18 protein-coding genes are annotated in these 20,049 nt (G+C 65.7%); 4 read left to right on the top strand and 14 right to left on the bottom strand.

Annotation, left to right across the window (positions count from 1 at the left end):
- Nucleotides 1-60: 60 nt before the first annotated feature.
- The 9 genes from JJ918_RS12985 to JJ918_RS12945 form a co-directional block, all read right to left on the bottom strand.
- Complete coding sequence (locus JJ918_RS12985) at nt 61-1,974, bottom strand: ABC transporter ATP-binding protein/permease (RefSeq protein ID WP_291887993.1); 1,914 nt, start codon at nt 1,972-1,974, stop codon at nt 61-63.
- A 235-nt stretch (nt 1,975-2,209) separates the two neighbouring features.
- Nucleotides 2,210-3,244: a LysM peptidoglycan-binding domain-containing protein gene (locus JJ918_RS12980; protein WP_291887990.1), complete on the bottom strand. Its 1,035-nt coding sequence runs from the start codon at nt 3,242-3,244 to the stop codon at nt 2,210-2,212.
- A 211-nt stretch (nt 3,245-3,455) separates the two neighbouring features.
- Complete coding sequence (locus JJ918_RS12975; protein ID WP_291887988.1) at nt 3,456-3,659, bottom strand: helix-turn-helix transcriptional regulator; 204 nt, start codon at nt 3,657-3,659, stop codon at nt 3,456-3,458.
- Complete coding sequence (locus JJ918_RS12970) at nt 3,656-4,063, bottom strand: hypothetical protein (RefSeq protein ID WP_291887985.1); 408 nt, start codon at nt 4,061-4,063, stop codon at nt 3,656-3,658. Before JJ918_RS12970 ends, JJ918_RS12975 begins: the two co-directional genes overlap by 4 nt.
- Nucleotides 4,060-4,968, bottom strand: coding sequence for an alpha/beta hydrolase (locus tag JJ918_RS12965; RefSeq protein ID WP_291887982.1), 909 nt, complete (start codon nt 4,966-4,968; stop codon nt 4,060-4,062). The genes JJ918_RS12970 and JJ918_RS12965 overlap by 4 nt, the downstream gene beginning before the upstream one ends.
- Before the next feature lie 287 nt (nt 4,969-5,255).
- Nucleotides 5,256-6,593, bottom strand: a complete 1,338-nt coding sequence (gene gltX, locus JJ918_RS12960) for a glutamate--tRNA ligase (RefSeq protein ID WP_291887979.1) — start codon at nt 6,591-6,593, stop codon at nt 5,256-5,258.
- 70 nt (nt 6,594-6,663) lie between these two features.
- The gene (locus tag JJ918_RS12955; protein WP_291887977.1) at nt 6,664-7,113 is read right to left on the bottom strand and encodes a hypothetical protein; all 450 of its coding nucleotides are present in this window, start codon (nt 7,111-7,113) and stop codon (nt 6,664-6,666) included.
- 249 nt (nt 7,114-7,362) lie between these two features.
- Nucleotides 7,363-9,027: an NAD+ synthase gene (locus JJ918_RS12950; protein ID WP_291887974.1), complete on the bottom strand. Its 1,665-nt coding sequence runs from the start codon at nt 9,025-9,027 to the stop codon at nt 7,363-7,365.
- A 40-nt stretch (nt 9,028-9,067) separates the two neighbouring features.
- Entirely contained in the window at nt 9,068-9,997 is a 930-nt protein-coding gene (locus JJ918_RS12945) for a Gfo/Idh/MocA family oxidoreductase (protein ID WP_291887972.1), read from the bottom strand.
- Between the two features lie 177 nt (nt 9,998-10,174).
- Here JJ918_RS12945 and JJ918_RS12940 point away from each other — a divergent pair, with 177 nt between their 5' ends.
- The 4 genes from JJ918_RS12940 (at nt 10,175) to JJ918_RS12925 (ending at nt 13,089) form a co-directional block, all read left to right on the top strand.
- Nucleotides 10,175-10,966: a hypothetical protein gene (locus JJ918_RS12940; protein ID WP_291887971.1), complete on the top strand. Its 792-nt coding sequence runs from the start codon at nt 10,175-10,177 to the stop codon at nt 10,964-10,966.
- 33 nt (nt 10,967-10,999) lie between these two features.
- Nucleotides 11,000-11,995, top strand: a complete 996-nt coding sequence (locus JJ918_RS12935; protein WP_291887968.1) for an NADP-dependent oxidoreductase — start codon at nt 11,000-11,002, stop codon at nt 11,993-11,995.
- On the top strand, nt 11,995-12,426 hold the full coding sequence (locus tag JJ918_RS12930) for a PaaI family thioesterase (protein WP_291887965.1): 432 nt from the start codon (nt 11,995-11,997) through the stop codon (nt 12,424-12,426). The genes JJ918_RS12935 and JJ918_RS12930 overlap by 1 nt, the downstream gene beginning before the upstream one ends.
- 396 nt (nt 12,427-12,822) lie before the next feature.
- The gene (locus JJ918_RS12925; RefSeq protein ID WP_271185153.1) at nt 12,823-13,089 is read left to right on the top strand and encodes an HU family DNA-binding protein; all 267 of its coding nucleotides are present in this window, start codon (nt 12,823-12,825) and stop codon (nt 13,087-13,089) included.
- A 301-nt stretch (nt 13,090-13,390) separates the two neighbouring features.
- Here the strand turns inward: JJ918_RS12925 and JJ918_RS12920 are convergent, their stop codons facing one another.
- The 5 genes from JJ918_RS12920 to glmU form a co-directional block, all read right to left on the bottom strand.
- Nucleotides 13,391-14,758 carry a class II 3-deoxy-7-phosphoheptulonate synthase gene (locus JJ918_RS12920; protein WP_291887961.1) on the bottom strand — a complete coding sequence of 456 codons (1,368 nt, stop codon included), beginning with the start codon at nt 14,756-14,758 and terminating at the stop codon, nt 13,391-13,393.
- Between the two features lies 1 nt (nt 14,759).
- Nucleotides 14,760-16,148: a glutathione-disulfide reductase gene (gor, locus tag JJ918_RS12915; protein ID WP_291887957.1), complete on the bottom strand. Its 1,389-nt coding sequence runs from the start codon at nt 16,146-16,148 to the stop codon at nt 14,760-14,762.
- A 273-nt stretch (nt 16,149-16,421) separates the two neighbouring features.
- Nucleotides 16,422-17,123 carry a ribose-5-phosphate isomerase RpiA gene (rpiA, locus tag JJ918_RS12910; RefSeq protein ID WP_271185150.1) on the bottom strand — a complete coding sequence of 234 codons (702 nt, stop codon included), beginning with the start codon at nt 17,121-17,123 and terminating at the stop codon, nt 16,422-16,424.
- Nucleotides 17,123-18,610 carry an NAD-dependent succinate-semialdehyde dehydrogenase gene (locus JJ918_RS12905; protein WP_291887954.1) on the bottom strand — a complete coding sequence of 496 codons (1,488 nt, stop codon included), beginning with the start codon at nt 18,608-18,610 and terminating at the stop codon, nt 17,123-17,125. The genes rpiA and JJ918_RS12905 overlap by 1 nt, the downstream gene beginning before the upstream one ends.
- A complete protein-coding gene (gene glmU / locus JJ918_RS12900; protein WP_291887951.1) occupies nt 18,610-19,965 on the bottom strand; it encodes a bifunctional UDP-N-acetylglucosamine diphosphorylase/glucosamine-1-phosphate N-acetyltransferase GlmU in 1,356 nt (451 codons plus the stop codon). Before glmU ends, JJ918_RS12905 begins: the two co-directional genes overlap by 1 nt.
- Nucleotides 19,966-20,049 lie beyond the last annotated feature (84 nt).

The following is a 20,049-nucleotide window of genomic DNA, read 5'->3' as shown; positions in this document are numbered from 1 at the left end:
AAAATGCGACCACTCAAGAAGCAGAACTATTTCATCGACCGCAATGGCGATGAAATAGCTCTAACTCGCCGCGGTGTCTCCGGCATTCACCGGAAACGGCACGACACTGCCCTCGCCGGCCTCGCTCTGGCGGCGCCACATGGCGGCGTAGAGACCGTCGCGGGCGAGCAATTCGTCATGCGTGCCGCTTTCCGCGACCCGGCCATCGTCGAGCACGAAGATCCGGTCGGCCCCGGCAATCGTCGACAGGCGGTGTGCAACGGCAATCGTGGTCCGCCCGCGCGCAGCGTCGGCCAACGCCGCCTGGACCTCTTTCTCGGTCTGGCTGTCCAGCGCCGATGTCGCCTCGTCGAGCACGAGGATGGCCGGGTTTTTAAGGATCGCCCGCGCCACGCCGACGCGCTGCTTCTCGCCGCCGGAGAGTTTCAGTCCGCGCTCGCCCACCCGGGTCTCCAGACCATCCGGCAGGCCGCGCACGAAAGCGGCCAGATGGGCACGCTCCAGCACCTGCCAGATCTCGTCCTCCGACGCGTCCGGACGGCCATAAACGATATTGGAGCGCAGCGTGTCGTTGAACAGGACAACATCCTGCGGCACCAGGCCCAGCGCTTCGCGCAGGCTCTCCTGGGTGACATGGGCGATGTCCTGGCCGTCAATCTCGACCCGGCCGCTGTCGGGATCGTAGAAGCGGAACAGGAGACGCAGCACGGTCGACTTGCCGGCGCCCGACGGTCCGCAGATGCCGACAAAGCCGCCGGCCGGAACGTCCAGCTCCACACCATTGACCGAGCGCGAGCGGCCATCATGGGTGAAGGTCACATCGCGCAGCCGCACGGCCCCGCCTGAAAGACGCAAATCCTGCGCATCCGGTGCATCTGCGACCTCCGGACGGAGCGCCAGCGTGTCGAACACCCGCTCCATGTCGATCGCACCCTGCTTGATCTCGCGATAGGCCCAGCCGAGGATGTTGAGCGGCTGGTACATATTCATCAGCATCATGGTGACAGCGGCGATATCGCCCGGCTGCAGGACGCCATTCCAGGCCTTCCAGCCGGCCATCAGCGCCATCGCCAGAAGACCGCCATTCATCACGAAGGCCTGGGCCCCGTTGAGCAGGGCGAGCGAGGATTGCGACCGTGCCGCGGCGTGGGCATAGCGGGTCATCGCATCGTCGAACGCGTCGGATTCGCGCCGCTCGGCGGCAAAGGCCTTCACCGTCTCAAAATTGATCAGGCTGTCCACGGCGCGGGCCGAGGCCTCATTGTCGGCCTCGTTCATCTGGCGGCGGATGCGCACCCGCCACTCCGTCACCGACCAGGTCAGCACCATGTAGACCGCAACCGTTACCACGGCGATGGCGGCAAACTCCCAGCCATAGTTCACGCTCAGAACAATCGCCGCCAGACCCAGTTCCAGCAGGGTCGGCGCAATGTTGAAGATGAGGAAGCGCATCAGGAAATCGACGGCCCGCGCACCACGCTCGATGATGCGGTTGAGCGCGCCGGTGCGCTTGGTCTGGTGATAGCCGATCGACAGGGTCTGCACGTGGGCAAAGGCATTCACGGCCGTCAGGCGCTGGGCGTCCTGGCTGACCGGCGCAAACAGGGCGTCGCGCAATTGCGGTGCCCCCACCGACATGAAGCGCGCCGCGGCATAGGCGAAGAAGGCCAGACCGAATGTGCCGGCGAGACCGGACAGGAGGCCCGTCGCCGCATCGGCGTTCCCGCCTGCGCCGGCACTGCCCTCGCCCACCCGGGCGGAAATCAGGTTGATGCCGTCACCGAAAAAGACCGGCGCCGCGACGGCGAACAGTTTCGCCACCACGGTCAGCGCCAGCGCCACGCCCATGCGGAAGCGCCATTTCGCCATGTCCGGCGAGGCCAGCAGCGCGAACAGGCGCACCATGGTCTTGCCCAGCGAGCCCTGGGGCGCGGATTTCGCTTCGTCTTCGGTATCGCCGGGAAGAGGTCTCATCGCGACGAGACATAGGGCGCGCGGCCGCGCCGCGCCAGTGCGGGAGACTGCATGTCGATACTTCGAAAGCGCCCGCTTTCCCCGGACTCGTTCCGGGGCCTGCCAGTCAACGACAAACCGCGTCGGCTATCTGTGCAGTGCCAAGTGGCTCCAGGCGGCAACAGTTCTTCTTGAGCACGAGGCCCCGGAACGGGTCCGGGGGAAGCAGGATATCCTTGTCGCCCAAGCGCGCGTCCTACCCGTCGCCCTCGCCATCGGCACCGTCGGCGTCACGCGGGGCCTGGAAGACCTGGCCGGGATAGATCAGGTCGGGATCGCGGATCTGGCTGCGATTGGCCTCATAGATCACCGTGTACTGGATACCCTCGCCATAGAGACGGCGGGCCAGGCGCCACAGCGAATTGCCCGGCTGGACCACGACGGAATCGGGGCCCAGATTGAGCGCTTCCGGCGCGACGCGCTCGAAGGGCAGCACGATCACGGCGGAGACATTGCCGTCCGGCTCGACCTGGTCGATCTGAAGATCATAGACACCCGGCGCCAGGAGGGAGCCGGCCTGCATGTCCCAGCGGCCATCCCGGCCGACTTGGGTTTCACCGACCAGCGCGCCATTGGCGAATATGCGGACAGTCGTGCCGGTCTCGGCCCGGCCGGAGAAGATCACGGCACCGGTGGAATCATAATCGACGGTTTCCAGCACCAGCGTGCCCATTTCCGCATCCAGGCAGGACGGGCATTGCCAGACACGGCTGGCTTCGCCGGGACGGCCCACAACGACCAGCGGCGTCGGACCGCGCTGTTCGGGAATGGACACGACGACGACCTGTTCGGACATCATTTCCCGCCCGTCCGGCGCCACCATGCGCAAGGACAGCTCGACCGCGCCCGAGGGCAGTGGCTCGTCGGGAATGATCACCCATTCGCCGCGCTCATTGATGGTCTGGGTATCGGTGCGCTCACCCGCTTCGCCGGTGAATGTCAGGGGTTCGCCATCGGCCAGGAGCTGGATCGTCGCGCCGGGTTCGCCGCGGCCGGCCGTGACGGCAGAGCCGACGGGCGCGACGCGCACGATGTCGAAGACGGGCGGCGCGATCATGGCGGCCGGTGTGGTACCGCGCTCGCCACCGGTCTCGCCGGACCGAGCGGTCTCGGCCGGCTGTTGCGGCACACTCTGGTCGGCAGAAGGCCGGTACATGATGAAGGCCATCGCGGCAGCGATCGCCAGGGCGGCGAGTACGGCGGCTATGATGAACGACCGCGTTGCGGTCATGGCGGACCTCCTGTCATCGGCCGGCGGTGTTATGGCCGGCTGTCATGGCGTGCCGGCGCGGGCATTTCGTCAGACTGCTCTACCGGATGCAAGACCCGCGCCGCCGGAGCTGCGCGGGTCCCCCATTCCCGGACCTGCAGTATGAGCGATGTTCGATGGCAAAAGTAAGGTCTGCTTGTGCATTTTGCCATTCACATCCGGCGCGACAGCCCTAATCCGGCTCGCCATGCGGGTCGAACACGTCCTCGATTGTCAGTTCGAAGGCGTGTGCCAGGGCAAAGGCGAGGGTCAGCGAGGGGTCGTGCTTGCCGGTTTCGACCGCGTTGATCGCCTGGCGCGACACCCCGACCCGCTCGCCCAGCTCGGCCTGGCTCCAGCGGCGTTCGGCCCGTAGCACGCGCAACCGGTTCCTCACCGGTTTTCCCGCCAGTAGAGGTAACACTGTGCGACGCCGAACGAGCCGGCCAGGGCAGGCAATACCCAGATCAGGCTGATCTCGGGCACCTCCACGGCACCGGCCAGGAAGCCATAGCCGAAACTGGCAAAGCCGACGATGCCGGCGGCCCACAGGATGGCCTCTGTGGCGATGCGCCGCTGGTATTCGTCCATCTCGCGGATGCGCACGATGAAGGCCCTGAGGGCATAGAAGGCCGGGATCAGCGGGGTCAGCGAGGCGAGCCCCGCCGACCAGCCCGACAGCTCGCCATTGTTGATCGCCGTGATCGAGCCGAACAGCACCAGCATGTAGGCGAGCATCGCAACGCCGAAATGGACGACATAGCGCCTGTTCGCGGACGGTTTCCTGTCAGCCGCCATCATTCACCCTCCCCGTTTGCGATCACAGCCGCCAGGCGTTCGGCGAACGCGTCCGGCTGGTCGATCATGATGAAGTGACGCGATCCCTCGATCACGCCGACCTCAACCGATTCCAAGCCAGCGTACTGGCTGGAATAGACACCGGCCAGCGCCTCTGCGCCCACCGGCGCGCCCGGCGCCCAGGCGACCAGGACCGTCACGTCTGCCGTCACACCGGCGAGCACGGGCGAGAAGTCGCTGCCGGCCACTTCCCCGAACGCCGTGGCGACGGTGGCCTGGTCGGAGGCCTCCATCCAGGCCAGCACCTGCGCCTGGCCTTCGTCCGAGATCGACTGGATGGGCAGGCCCATGCGCGACTGGGCCAGATAGGTGTCGCGATCCATCGCCGCCATCTGGGCTGCGGTCGCCTGACCGAAGGCCGCGGCCTGGTCAGCCGTGATGGCCGGATTGAAAAGGCGGGCGAAGAAGGGCGCACTGTCGACGACGACCACATCGCTAACGGCATCCGGCCGGGCGGCGGCGAGCTGCAGCGCAATCTGGCCGCCCATCGAGTGTCCGACGACCACGGCGTCCGTCAGCCCCTCCCGGTCGATCAGCGCTGTCAGATCGGCGACCGCTGTCTCGATCACACCGGCGGAGCGCTCAGCCGGTGCCGCACCGCCAAACCCGGCCAGGGTAACGACATACAGGTCCGCCGTGTTTTCAAAATGCCCGGCCGTTCCGTCCCAGACTTCACCCGGCGTCGCCAGGCCCGGAACCAGGATCACCGTGCGTGCACCGGCCGTGCCGGCCCGCTCGACCTGCAGCGTCTCCTGGCCGCTGGCCTCAGCCGCCATCACGGCGGTCAGCGCGGTCGCGGCAGCAATCAGAGCGCCGATCGCCGGCGGCACGGGTTTGAACTTGAACATGGAAAGCTCCATCAGGTTGATATGACTTACTGTCACGTAAACCTGACATTACGAGGCGCGCGTGTCAAGATAACCTGACTTAAAGACAGAAACTCTCGACTTTTGCGCACACACAGGGCTTCCCCTGCGAAGCGGGGGAAGTGGCCGAGCCCGGCCCCTGGGGCCGGGTGAGGTCGATGGGGGTGAGTCGGTTGCGCGCTATCGCGCTCTGCGCTGCTTTGGCAGCGCCCCCTCAGTCCGCTGACGCGGACAGCTCCCCCGCAGGCGGGGCGAGCCCTTGGTGCGACTTAGGCCGTTTCGCCCTGCAGGCGCTTGAGCACCGTGTCGCGGCCCAGCAGCGGCAGGAGGACAGCCATTTCCGGACCGCGCGGCTCGCCGGTCAGCATCAGGCGCAGCGGCATGAAGAGCTCCTTGCCCTTGCGGCCGGTCGCGGCCTTGAGCGCATTCGTCCACTCGCCCCAGCTCGCCTCGGTGAGCGTGCCGGCCGGCAGGTGTTCGGCCGCGGCGGCGGCATAGCCGGCATCCTCGATCACCGGCGTCACCGGTCCCTCGACCAGCCTCATCCAGCTCTTGGCATCGTCCAGGCGTTCCAGATTCGGGCGCACCGCATTCCAGAAGGCCTCGCCGCCATCGGCGCCCAGCATGGCCAGGCGCGGCTGCGCCTCGGCATAGGGCAGCGTGTGCAGGAGTTTGGCATTCACGCGCTTGAGCTCTTCGGGATCGAAACGCGCCGGCGAACGCGACAGCTTGCCCAGGTCGAAGCCTTCGAGCAGGCCGTCGATATCGGCGAAGGCGTCGACCGGGTCGGAAGTGCCGATCCTGGAGAGGAGCGACATGATCGCCATCGGCTCGATGCCCTCCTCGTCGCGCAGCTCGGCAATCCCCAGCGAACCGGTCCGCTTGGACAGCTTGCCGCCATCGGCACCGACCAGCAGGGCCTGGTGACCGAATTTGGGGGCAGCACCGCCCAGCGCCTCGAAGATCTCGATCTGGGCGCCGGAATTCGTGGTGTGGTCCTCGCCGCGGATGATGTGGGTGATCTCCGCCTCGATATCGTCGACCACGCTCGGCAGGGTGTAGAGATAGGAACCGTCCTCGCGGATCAGGATCGGATCGGACAGCGACGAGGTCTCGATGGCGACATGGCCGCGCACCATATCGTCCCATTCCACCGGATTACCCGACAGCTTGAAGCGCCAGTGCGGCTTGCGGCCTTCGGCTTCCAGCTTCGCGCGGTCGGCCTCGGTCAGTTCCAGCGCGGCGCGGTCATAGACCGGCGGACGGCCGTTCGCCATTTGCAGGCGGCGCTTGCGCTCCAGCTCGTCACCGGTCTCGTAGCAGGGATAGAGCAGGCCCTTCGCCTTCAGCTTTTCCGCTGCCGCGCCATAGCGCTCGAAGCGCTCGGACTGCTTGAACGTGTCGTCCCAGGTGATGCCCAGCCAGGTCAGGTCGGTGCGGATGCCGTCCTCATGGGCCTGCGTCGAGCGTTCCGTATCCGTGTCGTCGATGCGCAGCAGGAAAGTCCCGCCCGCCTTGCGCGCGAACAGAAAGTTGAAGATCGCGGTGCGGACATTGCCGACATGAAGCTTGCCGGTCGGGCTGGGCGCAAAACGGACTTTGGTCATCGGTGCAGGCCTTGGCTCGAAGATGAGCCGCAGGGCTTAGCGCCGCGCGCGCGCCGGGGCAAGCGGGGGTTCAGTGCTTCCCCGCCACCAGCCGGTAGACCCCGCCGCCGACCAGGCCGACGCAGAAGAACATCACGGTGACCGGTATGGCGTCGGCGCCGTGCCGGATGGGAAAGCCGAAGAGCTGGAAGACACCGGCGCCGGTGAGCCCGCCGAACAGGGCGCTGGTATAGATCTTCTTCCAGCCCTGGCTGTGCATGATCCAGACAAAGATAAAGGTGGGGATGGCCGTCAGCACGATCATGAAGACACCGAAATAGAGGGTGCCGGGAAGGATCGCCGCTGCGAATTCGGCGATATCCGGCGCGCTCGGCCGTTCGCCCACGGCCCCGATCATGCCGAAGGCCGCCACCAGCGCCGCGCCGCTGGCGAAACAGGCGACCAGCCAGGCGCCGACGGGGCGGAGGATGGTGCGGGCGAGGGTTCCGGCGGCTCTCGTGGCAGGCGTTGCGACAGTCATGGCGGCCTCCTTTTCATCTATTTCTGTTTTGACAGAAATTTCGGAACAAAAGGATGGGGCGGGGTGTCGCAGGGGTGAAGGGGATCACAGCACCTCTCCCCGACCGGGGAGAGGTCCGAGCGCAGCGAGGGGTGAGGGGCGCGTCCGTCAGGACGCAATCAAAGGGTTCTCTTGGCCGCAGCGCGGCGCCCCTCATCCGGCCCTTTGGGCCACCTTCTCCCCCAGCCGGGGAGAAGGGGATATCGACCATCAATCCCCCGACTTGAACCGGTTGGTGATGGGGTAGCGGCGGTCGCGGCCGAAATTCTTGGAGCCGATCTTCACGCCCGGCGGCGCCTGGCGGCGCTTGTATTCGGCGCGGTAGAGCAGGTTCTCGATGCGGCGCACCGTCGCCTCGTCCTGGCCTTCGGCGACGAGGTCGCGCACCGAACGCTCCTCCTCGACGAGGGCGAAGAGAATGGCATCCAGCACGTCATAGGGCGGCAGGCTGTCCTGGTCGGTCTGGTCTTCACGCAGCTCGGCCGAGGGCGGTTTGGTGATGATGCGCTCGGGAATGACCTGGCCGACGGGACCGAGACCGGTCGCGCGCGGATGGGCATTACGCCACCAGGCCAGCTCGAAGACTTCCGTCTTGTAGACGTCCTTGAGCGCGTTATAGCCGCCATTCATGTCGCCATAGAGCGTGGCATAGCCGACGGCCATTTCCGACTTGTTGCCGGTGGACAGCACCATCGGACCGAATTTGTTGGACAGCGCCATCAGCACGACGCCGCGGGCGCGCGACTGGATGTTTTCCTCGGTCGTGTCGGGTTCCTTGCCGGCAAACACCCCGGCGAGGGTCGATCCGAACGCCTCGATGGTCGGCTCGACATCGATGATGTCGTAGCGGATGCCCAGCATCTGCGCGCATTCGCGGGCATCCTCGAGGCTTTCCTGCGAGGTGTATTTCGACGGCATCATCACCGCCCACACCCGCTCCGGTCCCAGCGCATCGACGGCAATCGCCGCCGAGATCGCACTGTCGATGCCGCCGGACATGCCCAGCACAACGCCCGGGAAACCGGCCTTGTCGACATAATCGCGTAGCGCCAGCACCATCGCCTTCCAGTCGGCCTCGAGCCCGGACACGACCGGCGCCCGCGCCTCGCTGTCGCAGGACCAGCCGGTTTCTGTGCGCTGCCAGACGGCGAGGTCCATCGCCTCCTCGAAAGCGGGCAGGCGCTGGACGGTCTCGCCGGCGCTGTCACGGGCAAAGCCGGCGCCGTCGAAGACCAGCTCGTCCTGGCCGCCGACCTGGTTGACGAAGATCATCGCCTTGCGGCCCTGCCAGCGGTCGAACCAGGCGGAAAAAGCGGTCTTGCGCTCGCGCTCGATCGTGCGGCGCCAGGGCGAGCCATTGATGACGATCATCATCTCGGCGCCCTGGTCGATCAGCGCCTGCGGCACCGTCTCGCGCCAGATGTCCTCACAGATCGGCAAGCCGAGGCGGATGCCGCGCCATTTGACGATCTCCGGCACCGGGCCCGGCTGGAAGACACGCATCTCGTCGAACACGGCGTAATTGGGCAATTCATGCTTGAAGCGCAGGGCGACGAGATGGCCGTCATCGATCAGCGCGACGGCATTGTGCAGCTTGCGCCCCTGGCGCCAGGGCAGGCCGACCAGCACGGCCGGGCCGGACTTGGTGTCCTCGACCAGCGTATCCAGTGCGCGCTTGCAGGCCTCGACGGCCGCCGGCTTGAGCACCAGGTCCTCGGGCGGATAGCCCAGGAGGAACATTTCCGGGAAGACGACAAGGTCGGCGCCGCGGGTGCGCCCGTCGGCCATCGCGGCGCGCGCCTTGGCCAGATTGCCCGACACATCCCCGACCACGGGGTTGAGCTGGGCCGTCAGAATGGAAATCCGGTCCGTCATGAGGGCGACTTAGACCGCGCCGTGCCCCGCCGCAAGAGGCTCACGATCCGTAGACACGCGCCCCGTCGATCGCCCGGGCCGCATCCAGCGCGCGCAGGCCGGCAATGCCCGGCACCGCGACCGGCTCGCCGTCCAGCACGGAGGCGATGAAGGCGTTGACATTGGCCCTCAGGGAATCGCGCGCAACCGGGGTCTCGGCGAAATCGGCATTGAGCGCGTAGGGCGTGGAATTCTCGAAGGTCTTGGCGACGAAATCGATCTCCAGAACGCCGGTTTCGTATTCCACCCGCATCTTGCGATCGCGTTCGTGATGGACCCGGCTGGCTTCCAGCTCGGCGACGCAGCCATTGTCGAAGACGAGCTTTGCCCGGGCGATATCCGGCGTGCCGAAACGGCCCTTGTCGACCTCGCCCTCGACGGATGTCACCGCCCCGCCGGCCAGCGCAATGGCGAGATCGAGATCGTGCACCATCAGGTCCAGCGTCACCGACACGTCGAGACAGCGCTCGGACGGCGGGCCCATGCGGCTGGCGACGATGCGCTTGGGACGGTCCGGCACCGCAAACAGGCCCATCGCGTTGAACACGAAGCGCTCCTGGTGACCCACCTGCAGCACGCAGCCATGCGTCGCAGCCAGCTGGATCAGCTCTCGCGCTTCCTCGACACTGGAGGCAATCGGCTTTTCGACCAGGACGTGGCGGCCGTTTGCCAGCGCGGCCGCGGCGGCTTCGAAATGGTGGACCGCCGGCGAGGCGACCGTGACGGCATCGCAATCGGCGATCAGACGGGCCAGATTGTCATAGGCCTTTGCGCCATGCTTGTGCGCCAGCGCCCGCGCCTTCTCGATATCGGGTTCATAGACACCGACCAGATCGGCCCGCTCATGCGCCGCATATTTCGAGGCGTGGAAACCGCCGAACACGCCTGCACCGACAACACCGGCCCGCAGGCGCTTGTTTTCCGAAACCATGATACGTCCTTGTCCGTCTGTCGGCTGAATACCCCGCCCGCCCCTGCGATCAAGCCGCTCCTGCATCAAGACGTGTTTCCGCGCATTGCAGCCCGCTGCCGCCATACCGCAGCGTCGAACCGGCTTGCACGCAGATCGAAGCGCACTACCATGCTGTGCAAGGGGGAGGATGCAGACGTGGATACCGAGGAAAAGCCCGCGGCGAAGGCAAAGCCGAACGACATTCTCGACTCCGTGTCGATCGCCGCCTTCGATCTGGACGGGCGCATCTTCCGCACCCTCTGGCATTCGCTGACCCGGACGCCGGATGTGGCACTGGCCGGCGCAAAAGGCGATTTCAGCCAATATCTCTCGCCCGTTCGCGTCTTCGTCGCGCTCTTTTCCTTCCAGTTTGTCGTCGCCTCGCTGTTCGGCACGCCGCTGGCGGGCTCACTGGACCAGCTCACGGTGAGTGTCGAACCGGAAGCGGTCGAGGCCTGGCTCGCTACCGGGCAGACTGCCAGCGGTGAGGTACCGACCCACGCAGAGGTCAACCAGACCGTCGAAAGCTGGGGCGCCATGCTGCTCTGGCCGATCACGATCATCACCGCCCTGCCCTATCTGCTGCTGCTGAAGCTCTACCGCCCCGGCGTGCCGCTCTGGGGGCATCTGCAATTCTTCCTCACCGCCACCAATGCGTCCTTCGTGGTGATGATCGCGACCATTCCGCTGATTCTCCTGGGCCTTGGCTGGTTCTCGCTGGGAATCGGCTTTGCCATGATCGTCTATTATTTCTGCACCGGCCGGATTATCGTGCGCTTCTACAGCCATAGTGCGGGTGGCGCGGCCCTGCGCCTGCTGGGCCTCGTACTGCTCATGCCGGTCACGCTCCTGATGACGGGGATCGGCCAGATTCTGGGCACCGCCTTCACGCTCGACACCAACTACGATCTCAGCCTGATCCGGCTCTATGCGCCGGATCTCGAATGATCCTCCCCAACCCTGAAAAAAGGAGAGACCGCCATGAAGTCTCGCGAAATCCACCTCCTGGAATATCTCAAGGGCGATCCCAAGCCGGAGAACTACAAGCTCGCCGAGGCCGATGTCCCGGCTCCGGGCGAGGGCGAGGTGACGGTGAAGAACCACTATATCTCGGTCGATCCCTACATGCGCGGCCGGATGAGCGGCATCCGCACCTATGTCGGCCCGTTCGAGCTCGGCAAGGTGATGGAAGGCGGCGCTGTCGGCGAAGTGGTCGAGAGCAATTACGAGGGTCTCAAGCCCGGTGATTTCGTCAATTCCATGTTCGGCTGGCGCGAGGCCTATACCGCGCCTGGCAAGGCCCTGCAGAAGATCGACACTTCCGTCCTGCCGCCGCAGGCCTATCTGGGCATTGCCGGCCTGACGGGCCTGACCGCCTATGTCGGTATCAAGCGCATCATAGACCTGCAGGAAGGCGAGACGATGTGGATGTCCGCCGGTGCGGGCGCGGTCGGCTCGGCCGGTATCCAGTTTGCCAAGGCGATGGGCGCCACGGTCGTCGCAACCGCCGGCGGCCAGGAGAAGTGCGACTTCGTCAAGTCGATCGGCGCCGATGCCGTGGTCGACTACAAGGCGGCCGACAATCTCACCGCCGCCATCCAGGAAGCCGCCCCCAAGGGCATTGACGGCTATTTCGAGAATGTCGGCGGCACGCATTTCACCGCCGCCCTCAACACGCTGAAACCGAAGGGCCGGATCGCCGCCTGCGGCATGATCCAGCGCTATAACGACGCCCAGCCGGCGATGATCACCGACAATCTCACCTTCATCGTCGGCAAATCGCTGAAGATCCAGGGCTTCATTGTCACGGATCACGCCGACATGATGGACGGCTTCGTGCGCGACCTGTCGGCCTGGATGGCCGCCGGCAAGATCAAGCCGGCCGAGACGGTCATCGAGGGTATCGAAAACGCTCCGGACGCCTTCATGGGGCTCTTCTCCGGCCGCAATACCGGCAAGATGCTGGTCAAGATCTGATGAGCGAAGACAGCAGCGCATTGCGCGACATGCTGAACGCACGGGGGGCCGGGCATCTGCCCGGCCATCTCGGCGTCGTGATCGAGACGGCGACGGCCGAAGAGGTTGCCGGCTTCCTGGACGTGCGCCAGGAATTGATGGCGCCGAACGGCTTCCTGCATGCCGCCAGCGTGATCGGCCTCGTCGACACGCTGTGCGGCTATGGCACGGTGGCCAACCTGCCCGAAGGGGCGAGCGGCTTCACCACGATCGAGCTGAAGGCCAACTATCTCGGCACCGCCCGCGATGGCCGTCTCAGGGGCGTGGCAACGCCGGTCCATCGTGGCCGCACCACCCATGTCTGGGATGCGCGTGCTTTCCGGGACAGCGACGGCAAGACGGTCGCCCTTTTCCGCTGCACGCAGATGATCCTCTGGCCGAGCGCCGGATAGTTCAGCGCCGCATCAGGCGGCCCAGCGTCCAGCCGGCTGCGCAGGCCGCGATCACCGGCGACCAGGTCTCTCCCGCACCCGCGAGAAAAGCGAGCGCATAGGCGCCCAATCCTGCTGCAAGTGCGAACGGCAGCAGGCGAATCGGGCGATTCGCGGAGGCGGCGTTAGGAGTCGGTTCACCCTGATACATGCTGCAAAATGTACGCAAAACGGGTGCCGAAGGCGAGAAATGGGACTTGTCCCAAGGAAATTGCAGTGAATCCGGCCCGATTCACCTGTTATGGCTTGCAAAGGCGCCCGGTTCTCGGCCTTGATGAGGCGTCCACGAACACGCGGCACACCGGCCGGACACGATGACCGTGTCTGCCGGCGCCGCGACTAAACGGGGGGAACCCTATGAACAAGTCTGATCTCGCCAAAGCCGTCAGCGACAAGACCGGCCTGTCCCGCGCTCAAGCGGGCGATGCGGTCGACGCCGCAATCGAAGCCGTCATCGCTTCGGTCAAGGGCAATGACAGCGTTCAGCTCGCTGGCTTCGGCACCTTCTACGCCAAGCACCGCGAAGCCCGCGAAGTCCGCAATCCGCGCACTGGCGAAAAAATGATGTCCAAGGCTCGCACCCAGGCGGCTTTCCGTCCGGCTGCTGCCCTGAAGGACATCTAATCAGTCCAAACGGGTTCTGATTACACGAACGCCGCCCGGAGCCATCCGGGCGGCGTTTTTCTTTGGGCGGAGGAGTCCATCAAGAGCGAGAAGCTGGCCTACCCGGTTTCCTTGAACACCGTCATCCCACGGTCGGTGCGCAGCAGCGATCCGGGGGACCTCAGCCATCCTGCCGACAGGTGAGCGCAGGTCCCCCGGATGCCCTGCGGGCACCGTGGGATGACGGAGGGGTGAGAGGCGGGAAGAAAAAAGGCGGAGCCCGGAGGCCCCGCCTGTGTTCGTTTCGCTGTCAACGCGCCTGTCAGGCCGCAGCAGCGGAATTATTGTTGCGCACGCGCTTGAGCGATTCCGCGATGCGGAAGGCCATGTCGAGCGCCTGGTCGGCATTGAGGCGGGGATCGCACTGGGTGTGATAGCGCGCCGCCAGATCGGCCTCGGTGACCGGTTTCGCACCGCCGGTGCATTCGGTCACGTCGCGGCCGGTCATCTCGAAATGCACACCGCCCGGATAGGCGCCCTCGGAGTAGAGCACGTCCATGAAGCTTTCCAGCTCGGTCAGGATGCGGTCGAAATTCCGCGTCTTGTAGCCGCTGGACGCCTTGACGGTATTGCCGTGCATCGGATCGGACGACCAGACGACCTTGCGGCCGGCCTCAGTCACCGCCCGCGCCAGCGCCGGCAGGTTGTTGCCGACATTGTCGGCGCCCATGCGCACGATCAGCACCAGGCGGCCGGCCTCATTGTCCGGATTGATGGTGTCGATCAGCGGCAGGAGCTCGTCCGCCGTCATGGTGGGACCGCACTTCACACCGACCGGATTGGCGATGCCGCGGGCATATTCCAGATGCGCCCCGTCGAGCTGGCGGGTGCGCTCGCCGACCCAGATCATGTGGGCGGAGGTCGCATACCACTGCCCGGTATTCGGGTCGCGACGCGTCAGCGCCTCCTCGAAGGGCAGGTGCAGGGCCTCGTGGCTGGTGAAGAAGTCGACGGCCTCCAGCGACGGGGTGGAATCCCGGCCGATGCCGCAGGCCTTCATGAAGTCCAGCGCCTCGGAAATCCGCACCGCCGTCTCCGCATAGCGTTCCGCCGCCGGGCTGTCCTTGACGAAATCCTGGGTCCACTGGTGGACATTGTGCAGGTCGGCATAACCGCCGGACGCAAAGGCACGCAGCAGGTTCAGCGTCGAGGCCGACTGGTCGTAGGCGCGGATCAGGCGCTTGGGGTCCGGCTCGCGGGCCTCGGCCGTGAAGTCCACACCGTTGACGCTGTCGCCGCGATAGCTGGGCAGGGTGACCCCGTCGATCGTCTCGGTATCGGAGGAGCGCGGCTTGGCAAACTGCCCCGCCATGCGGCCGACCTTCACCACCGGCTTGGAGGCGGCAAAGGTGAGCACCACCGCCATCTGCAGCAGGACGCGGAAGGTGTCGCGCACGCCTTCGGTGGAGAATTCGGTGAAGCTTTCCGCGCAATCGCCGCCCTGCAGGAGGAAGGCATTGCCGGCCGACACATCGGCCAGCTGGCGCCGCAGCTTGCGGGCCTCGCCGGCAAAGACGAGCGCGGGACGGGCGGAAAGCTCGTCGATCACGCCGGCCAGGGCGGCTTCATCCTTGTAGGTCGGCATTTGCTTGACGGGGAAGTCCCGCCAGGATTTCGGAGACCAGGTCATATCACTCAGCTGCTTTCAACTCGGGCGGTGTCCACTTCTCCTTCATGGTCACCAGTTCTTCGGCACTTGTCGGATGCACCGCACAGGCGGCATCGAATTGCGCCTTGGTCAGCTTCGCCTTCACGGCGATACCGGCCAGCTGGATCATCTCTGGCGCATCCGGCCCGACAATATGCACGCCCAACACCCGGTCTGTCTCCCCGTCGACGACAAGTTTCATCATCATGCGGGAAGCGTCGTTGGAGAAAGACGCTTTCATGGGGCGGAAGGACGTCTTGTAAATATCGACCTTGTCGAAGCTTTTCCGGGCCAGCGCCTCGGACAGGCCGACCGATCCGACCGGCGGCTGGGTGAACACGGCCGAGGCGATATCGTCATGATCATAGGCCAGCGGCTGGCCACCGAACACGGTCTGGGCGAAGGCGGCGCCCTCGCGGATCGCCACCGGCGTCAGATTGACCCGGTTGGTCACATCGCCCACGGCATAGATATTGTCGGCCGAGGTCTTTGAATACGCATCCACCTTGATGGCCCCCGCCTCGTCAAGCTCCACCCCGGCCTTGTCCAGGCCCAGATCGGCGACGTACGGATTGCGGCCTATGGCATACATCACGACATCGGTGTCCACGTGATGGCCATTGTCGAGATGCACCCGCTTGCGGCCATCCTCGAGCTGTTCGATCTTTTCGAAGACGGTATGGGTGACAACCCGCACGCCCGACCGCACCAGCTCCTCGTGCACGGTGGAGCGGATATCGTCGTCAAACCCGCGCAGCACGGTCTCGCCGCGATAGACCTGGCAGACCTCCGATCCCAGCCCGGCGAAGATCTGGGCGAACTCGCAGGCGATATAGCCGCCGCCGGCGATCACGACATGCTTGGGCAATTCTTCCAGATGGAAGGCCTCGTTGGAGGTAATGCCCAGCTCGGCGCCCTCGATATCCGGCACGAAGGGCGTGCCGCCGACCGCGATCAGGATCTTGTCGGCGGTCACCGTGCGATCCGACTTGATCAGGCGGATCGTGTGCGCATCTTCCAGCACGGCCCGGTCCTCGATCGTGTCGACGCCGGAATTGTTGAGATTGCGCTCATAGATGCCCGACAGGCGGTCGATCTCGTTGTCCTTGGCCGCGATCAGCTTTTGCCAGCTGAATTCGGTCTCGCCGACCGTCCAGCCATAGCCCTCGGCCAGTTTGAACGTCTTGGAGAACTCGCTGGCATAGACCAGGAGTTTCTTGGGCACACAGCCGCGGATCACGCAGGTTCCGCCGAACCGGTACTCCTCGGCAATCGCCACCTTGCCGGCACCATGCTGCTTGGCCATCCGCGCCGCACGCACCCCGCCGGACCCGGCACCGATGACAAAAAGATCGTAGTCGTATTGGCTCATGGGTCAGCGCCCTTGTCTTGCTGTCCATCCGGGGCGCTGTGCCCCGATCTGTTGTGTCTGCGGCCGTCTGTTTGACGACCGACAATGTCTGTCATCCCGGACGCATGCCCGGCCTTGAGCCGGGCGTAGATCCGGGACCCATAATCCCGGTGTGAAACCGCCTTTCGCCAAAGCCGAGCCTGCTTCCGGCCAGCATCGATGCGTATGGGTCCCGGCTCTGCGCCCCGCTTTCGCGGGGCATTCGGCCGGGATGACAACGCATCAATGGATGACCTACAGCTCCATCACCCGCGCTTCGCTGTCCTCGCCGACGATCACCACCCGGGCGAGGCCCAGGAAGAGACCGTGCTCGACGACGCCGGGGATCTCCTTGAGATACCGGTCGGCCAGGGCCGCGTCGGGAATGGCGCCGCAGGCGCAGTCGAGAATGTAGTGACCGCCATCCGTGATCAAAGGGGCCAGACCGTCCCCCTTGCGGCGCAATTGCACATCCGGCGCGTTCACACCGGCCTTTTTCAGCGCGTCATAGATCTGCTTGGCGGTCAGCGAGAAGCCGAACGGATCGACCTCGACCGGCAGCGGGAATTTGCCCAGCGTGTCGACCAGCTTGCTCTCGTCGACCATGACCACCATCAGATCGGAGGCATGGGCGATGATCTTCTCGCGCAAGAGGCAGGCGCCGCCGCCCTTGATCAGCTGGAAGCGTCCGTCGACCTCGTCGGCCCCGTCAATGGTGACGGCGAGATGGTCGACATGATCGACCTCGATCAGCGGCACACCGTTCTCGCGGGCGACCTCGGCGGTGCGCTGCGAAGTCGGCACGCCGCGCACATCGAGCCCGTCCTTGATGCGCTCGCCCAGCAGGCGCAGGAAAATCTCCGCCGTCGAGCCGGAGCCCAGCCCCAGCGTCATGCCGCTCTCGACATAACCCAGCGCCGCCGCCGCGGCATGGGCCTTCTGGCGTTCTGCGCCCATCAGCCAACCCCGCCGAGCAGCACGTATTTCAGCTCGGTGAACTCTTCCACGCCCCACTTGCCGCCTTCGCGGCCGATGCCGCTTTCCTTCACCCCGCCGAACGGGGTGGAGGCAGCGCCGACCATCGGCGCATTGACGCCGATCATGCCGTACTCGATGCCCTCGGTAAGCCGGTGCACGCGGTTGACGTCCTGGGTGTAGATATAGGCCGCCAGCCCGTAGGGCGTGTCATTAGCCAGCTTGATGATGTCGGCCTCGCTCTCGACGCGGTAGATCGAGGCGACAGGGCCGAAGATCTCGTTGCAGGCGACATCCATTTTCGGATCGCCGCCATCGATCAGGGTCGGCGCATAGAAAGCCCCGCCCAGCTCGCCGTCCAGACGCTTGCCGCCGGTGACGATGCGGGCACCGGCCTCGCGGGCCTGCTGCACCAGCTTGTCGACGCGGGTCACCGCTTCCATGTGCACGAGCGGGCCCAGATCGCTGTCCTCGGCAAAACCGTCACCGGCCTTGAGCTTGGACACGCGCGCTTCCAGCGCCGCGACGAGTTTGTCGGCAATCGCCGGCTGGGCGATGATCCGGTTGGCCGAGACACAGGTCTGGCCGGAAACGCGGAATTTCGAGGCGATCACGCCGTCGGCGGCCTTCTCGATATCGGCATCGTCCATCACGATGAAGGGCGCATTGCCGCCCAGTTCCAGCGCGACACGCTTCACGCCGTCAGCGGCCTGGCGCATCAGCAGCTTGCCGACCTGGGTCGAGCCGGTGAAACCGATCATGCGCACTTCGGGCGAACCGGTCAGCACCGGGCCGATCTTCTGGGCGTCGCCGCACACCACGTTGAACACGCCGTCGGGGATGCCCGCGCGCTTGGCCAGCTCGGCCAGGGCGAGCGCGGAGAGCGGCGTTTCCGGGGCGGGCTTGATCACCATGGTGCAGCCGGCCGCCAGGGCGGGCGCACACTTGCGGGTGATCATCGCATTGGGGAAATTCCACGGCGTGATACAGCCGACCACGCCGACGGGCTGGCGGATCGTCCAGCCGCGCGAGCCCGGGAAAGGCGTGGCGAGTGTTTCACCATGGACGCGCTTGGCCTCTTCGGCCGACCATTCGATGAAACCGGCGCCATACACCACCTCGCCCATCGCCTCGCGATAGGTCTTGCCCATTTCCAGCGTGATCAGCTTGGCCAGGTCGGACTGGTTGGCGAGGATGAGATCGTGCCATTTCATCAGCAGTTTGGCGCGCTCGAAGGGCGAGACCTTCTTCCAGGTCTCGAAGGCTTCCGCAGCCTTGGCGACCGCCTGGCGGGCACCGGCCTCGCCGACATCGCCAACGGTCGCGATGACCTGGTTGTTCGCCGGGTTGGTGACTTCGAAGACGGCCGAACCGGCCACCCACTCACCGCCGATAAAGCTCTCGGTGCGGAAGAGGCTCTTGTCCGTCAGGCGGTCCGAGACGGTTTCGGGGCGGTCGAGTACGGTCATCACAGGCTCTCCTTCTTGGCCTTGCGGGCTTCCTTGGCGGCGCGGAAGCGGGCCGCCCACCCGGATTTGGTGGTCATCGGCGTGCGCGCAAGGGCCAGCGCATCCGCCTCCACATTCTCGGTCACGATGGTTCCGGTGCCCGTGAAGGCGCCGGCACCGACGGTCACGGGCGCCACCAGGCAGGTATTGGAGCCGATAAAGGCGCCCTCGCCCACCACGGTGCGGTGCTTGTCGTATCCGTCGTAATTGCAGGTGATCGTGCCCGCTCCGATATTGGCGTTCGCGCCGATGCTCGCATCCCCGATATAGGTGAGATGCGAGACCTTGGCGCCCTCGCCCAGCTGCGACTTTTTCACTTCCACGAAATTGCCGACCTTGGCCCCGGCCCCCAGCTCGGCGCCCGGGCGCAGACGGGCATAGGGGCCGACGCTGGCGCCCTGCGCCACGCTGGCCCCTTCCAGATGCGAGAAGGCATGGATCACGGCGTCCTCGCCGATCGTCACACCGGGTCCGAACACGACATTCGGTTCGATGATCACATCGCGGGCAATCTGCGTGTCGTGGGAGAAGAAGACCGTTTCCGGCGCGACCAGCGTCACCCCGTCCGCCATGGCCTGTTTGCGCATGCGGGCCTGGAAGGCCGCCTCGGCCTCGGCCAGGTCGCCCCGCGAATTCACGCCCAGCACTTCGCCCGCTTCGGCCTTCACCACGACGGCTTTCAGCCCGCGCCCGCGGGCCAGGCCCACCACGTCGGTGAGATAGTATTCGCCATTCGCATTGTCGTTGCCGACCTCGCCCAGCAATTCCAGCAGCAGCGGCGCCGGGGCGGCCAGCACGCCGGAATTGACCAGGCGCACGGCACGTTCGGCCTCGCTGGCATCCTTGTATTCGACGATGCGGTCGAGATTGCCTTCGCCATCCGTGATCAGGCGTCCATAGGCGGCCGGGTCCTCCGGCTCGAAGCCGAGCACGGCGACCGAGGCCCCGCCTTCCAGCGCTGCAAAGACCTTCGCCACGGTTTGCGGCGTTATCAGCGGCGTGTCGGCATAGAGCACGATCGCCGCGCCCTCGACATCCGCCAGCGCCTCGCGCGCGGCCAGCACGGCGTGGCCGGTGCCCTTGGGCGGATCCTGCAGCGCGGTCTGGGTGCCCAGCGCCTCGGCGGCGGTCTTCACGGCCGGGGAATGCGCGCCATAAACCGTGACGATCCGGTCCGCCCCGCTCTTGCGCGCCAGGTCGACCGACCAGTCCAGCATCGGCCGTCCGCCGACACTGTGGAGCACCTTGACCGTCTTGGACTTCATCCGCGTGCCCTGACCGGCAGCGAGAATGATGGCGGCACGGGAATGAGACATGGACCGTCCTGTCGCGAGAATCTGCACCTGTGTCTGTCAGGCGCTATAGCCTATCGGGCCGGGGCACGTAACCATGCTTGCGAG

This window comes from Maricaulis sp. (assembly GCF_017642925.1).
In the GTDB taxonomy this organism is placed as follows: Bacteria; Pseudomonadota; Alphaproteobacteria; order Caulobacterales; family Maricaulaceae; genus Maricaulis.
The sequence above is the reverse complement of the archived record's forward strand: the minus strand, read 5'-3'. Positions and strand labels throughout refer to the sequence as shown.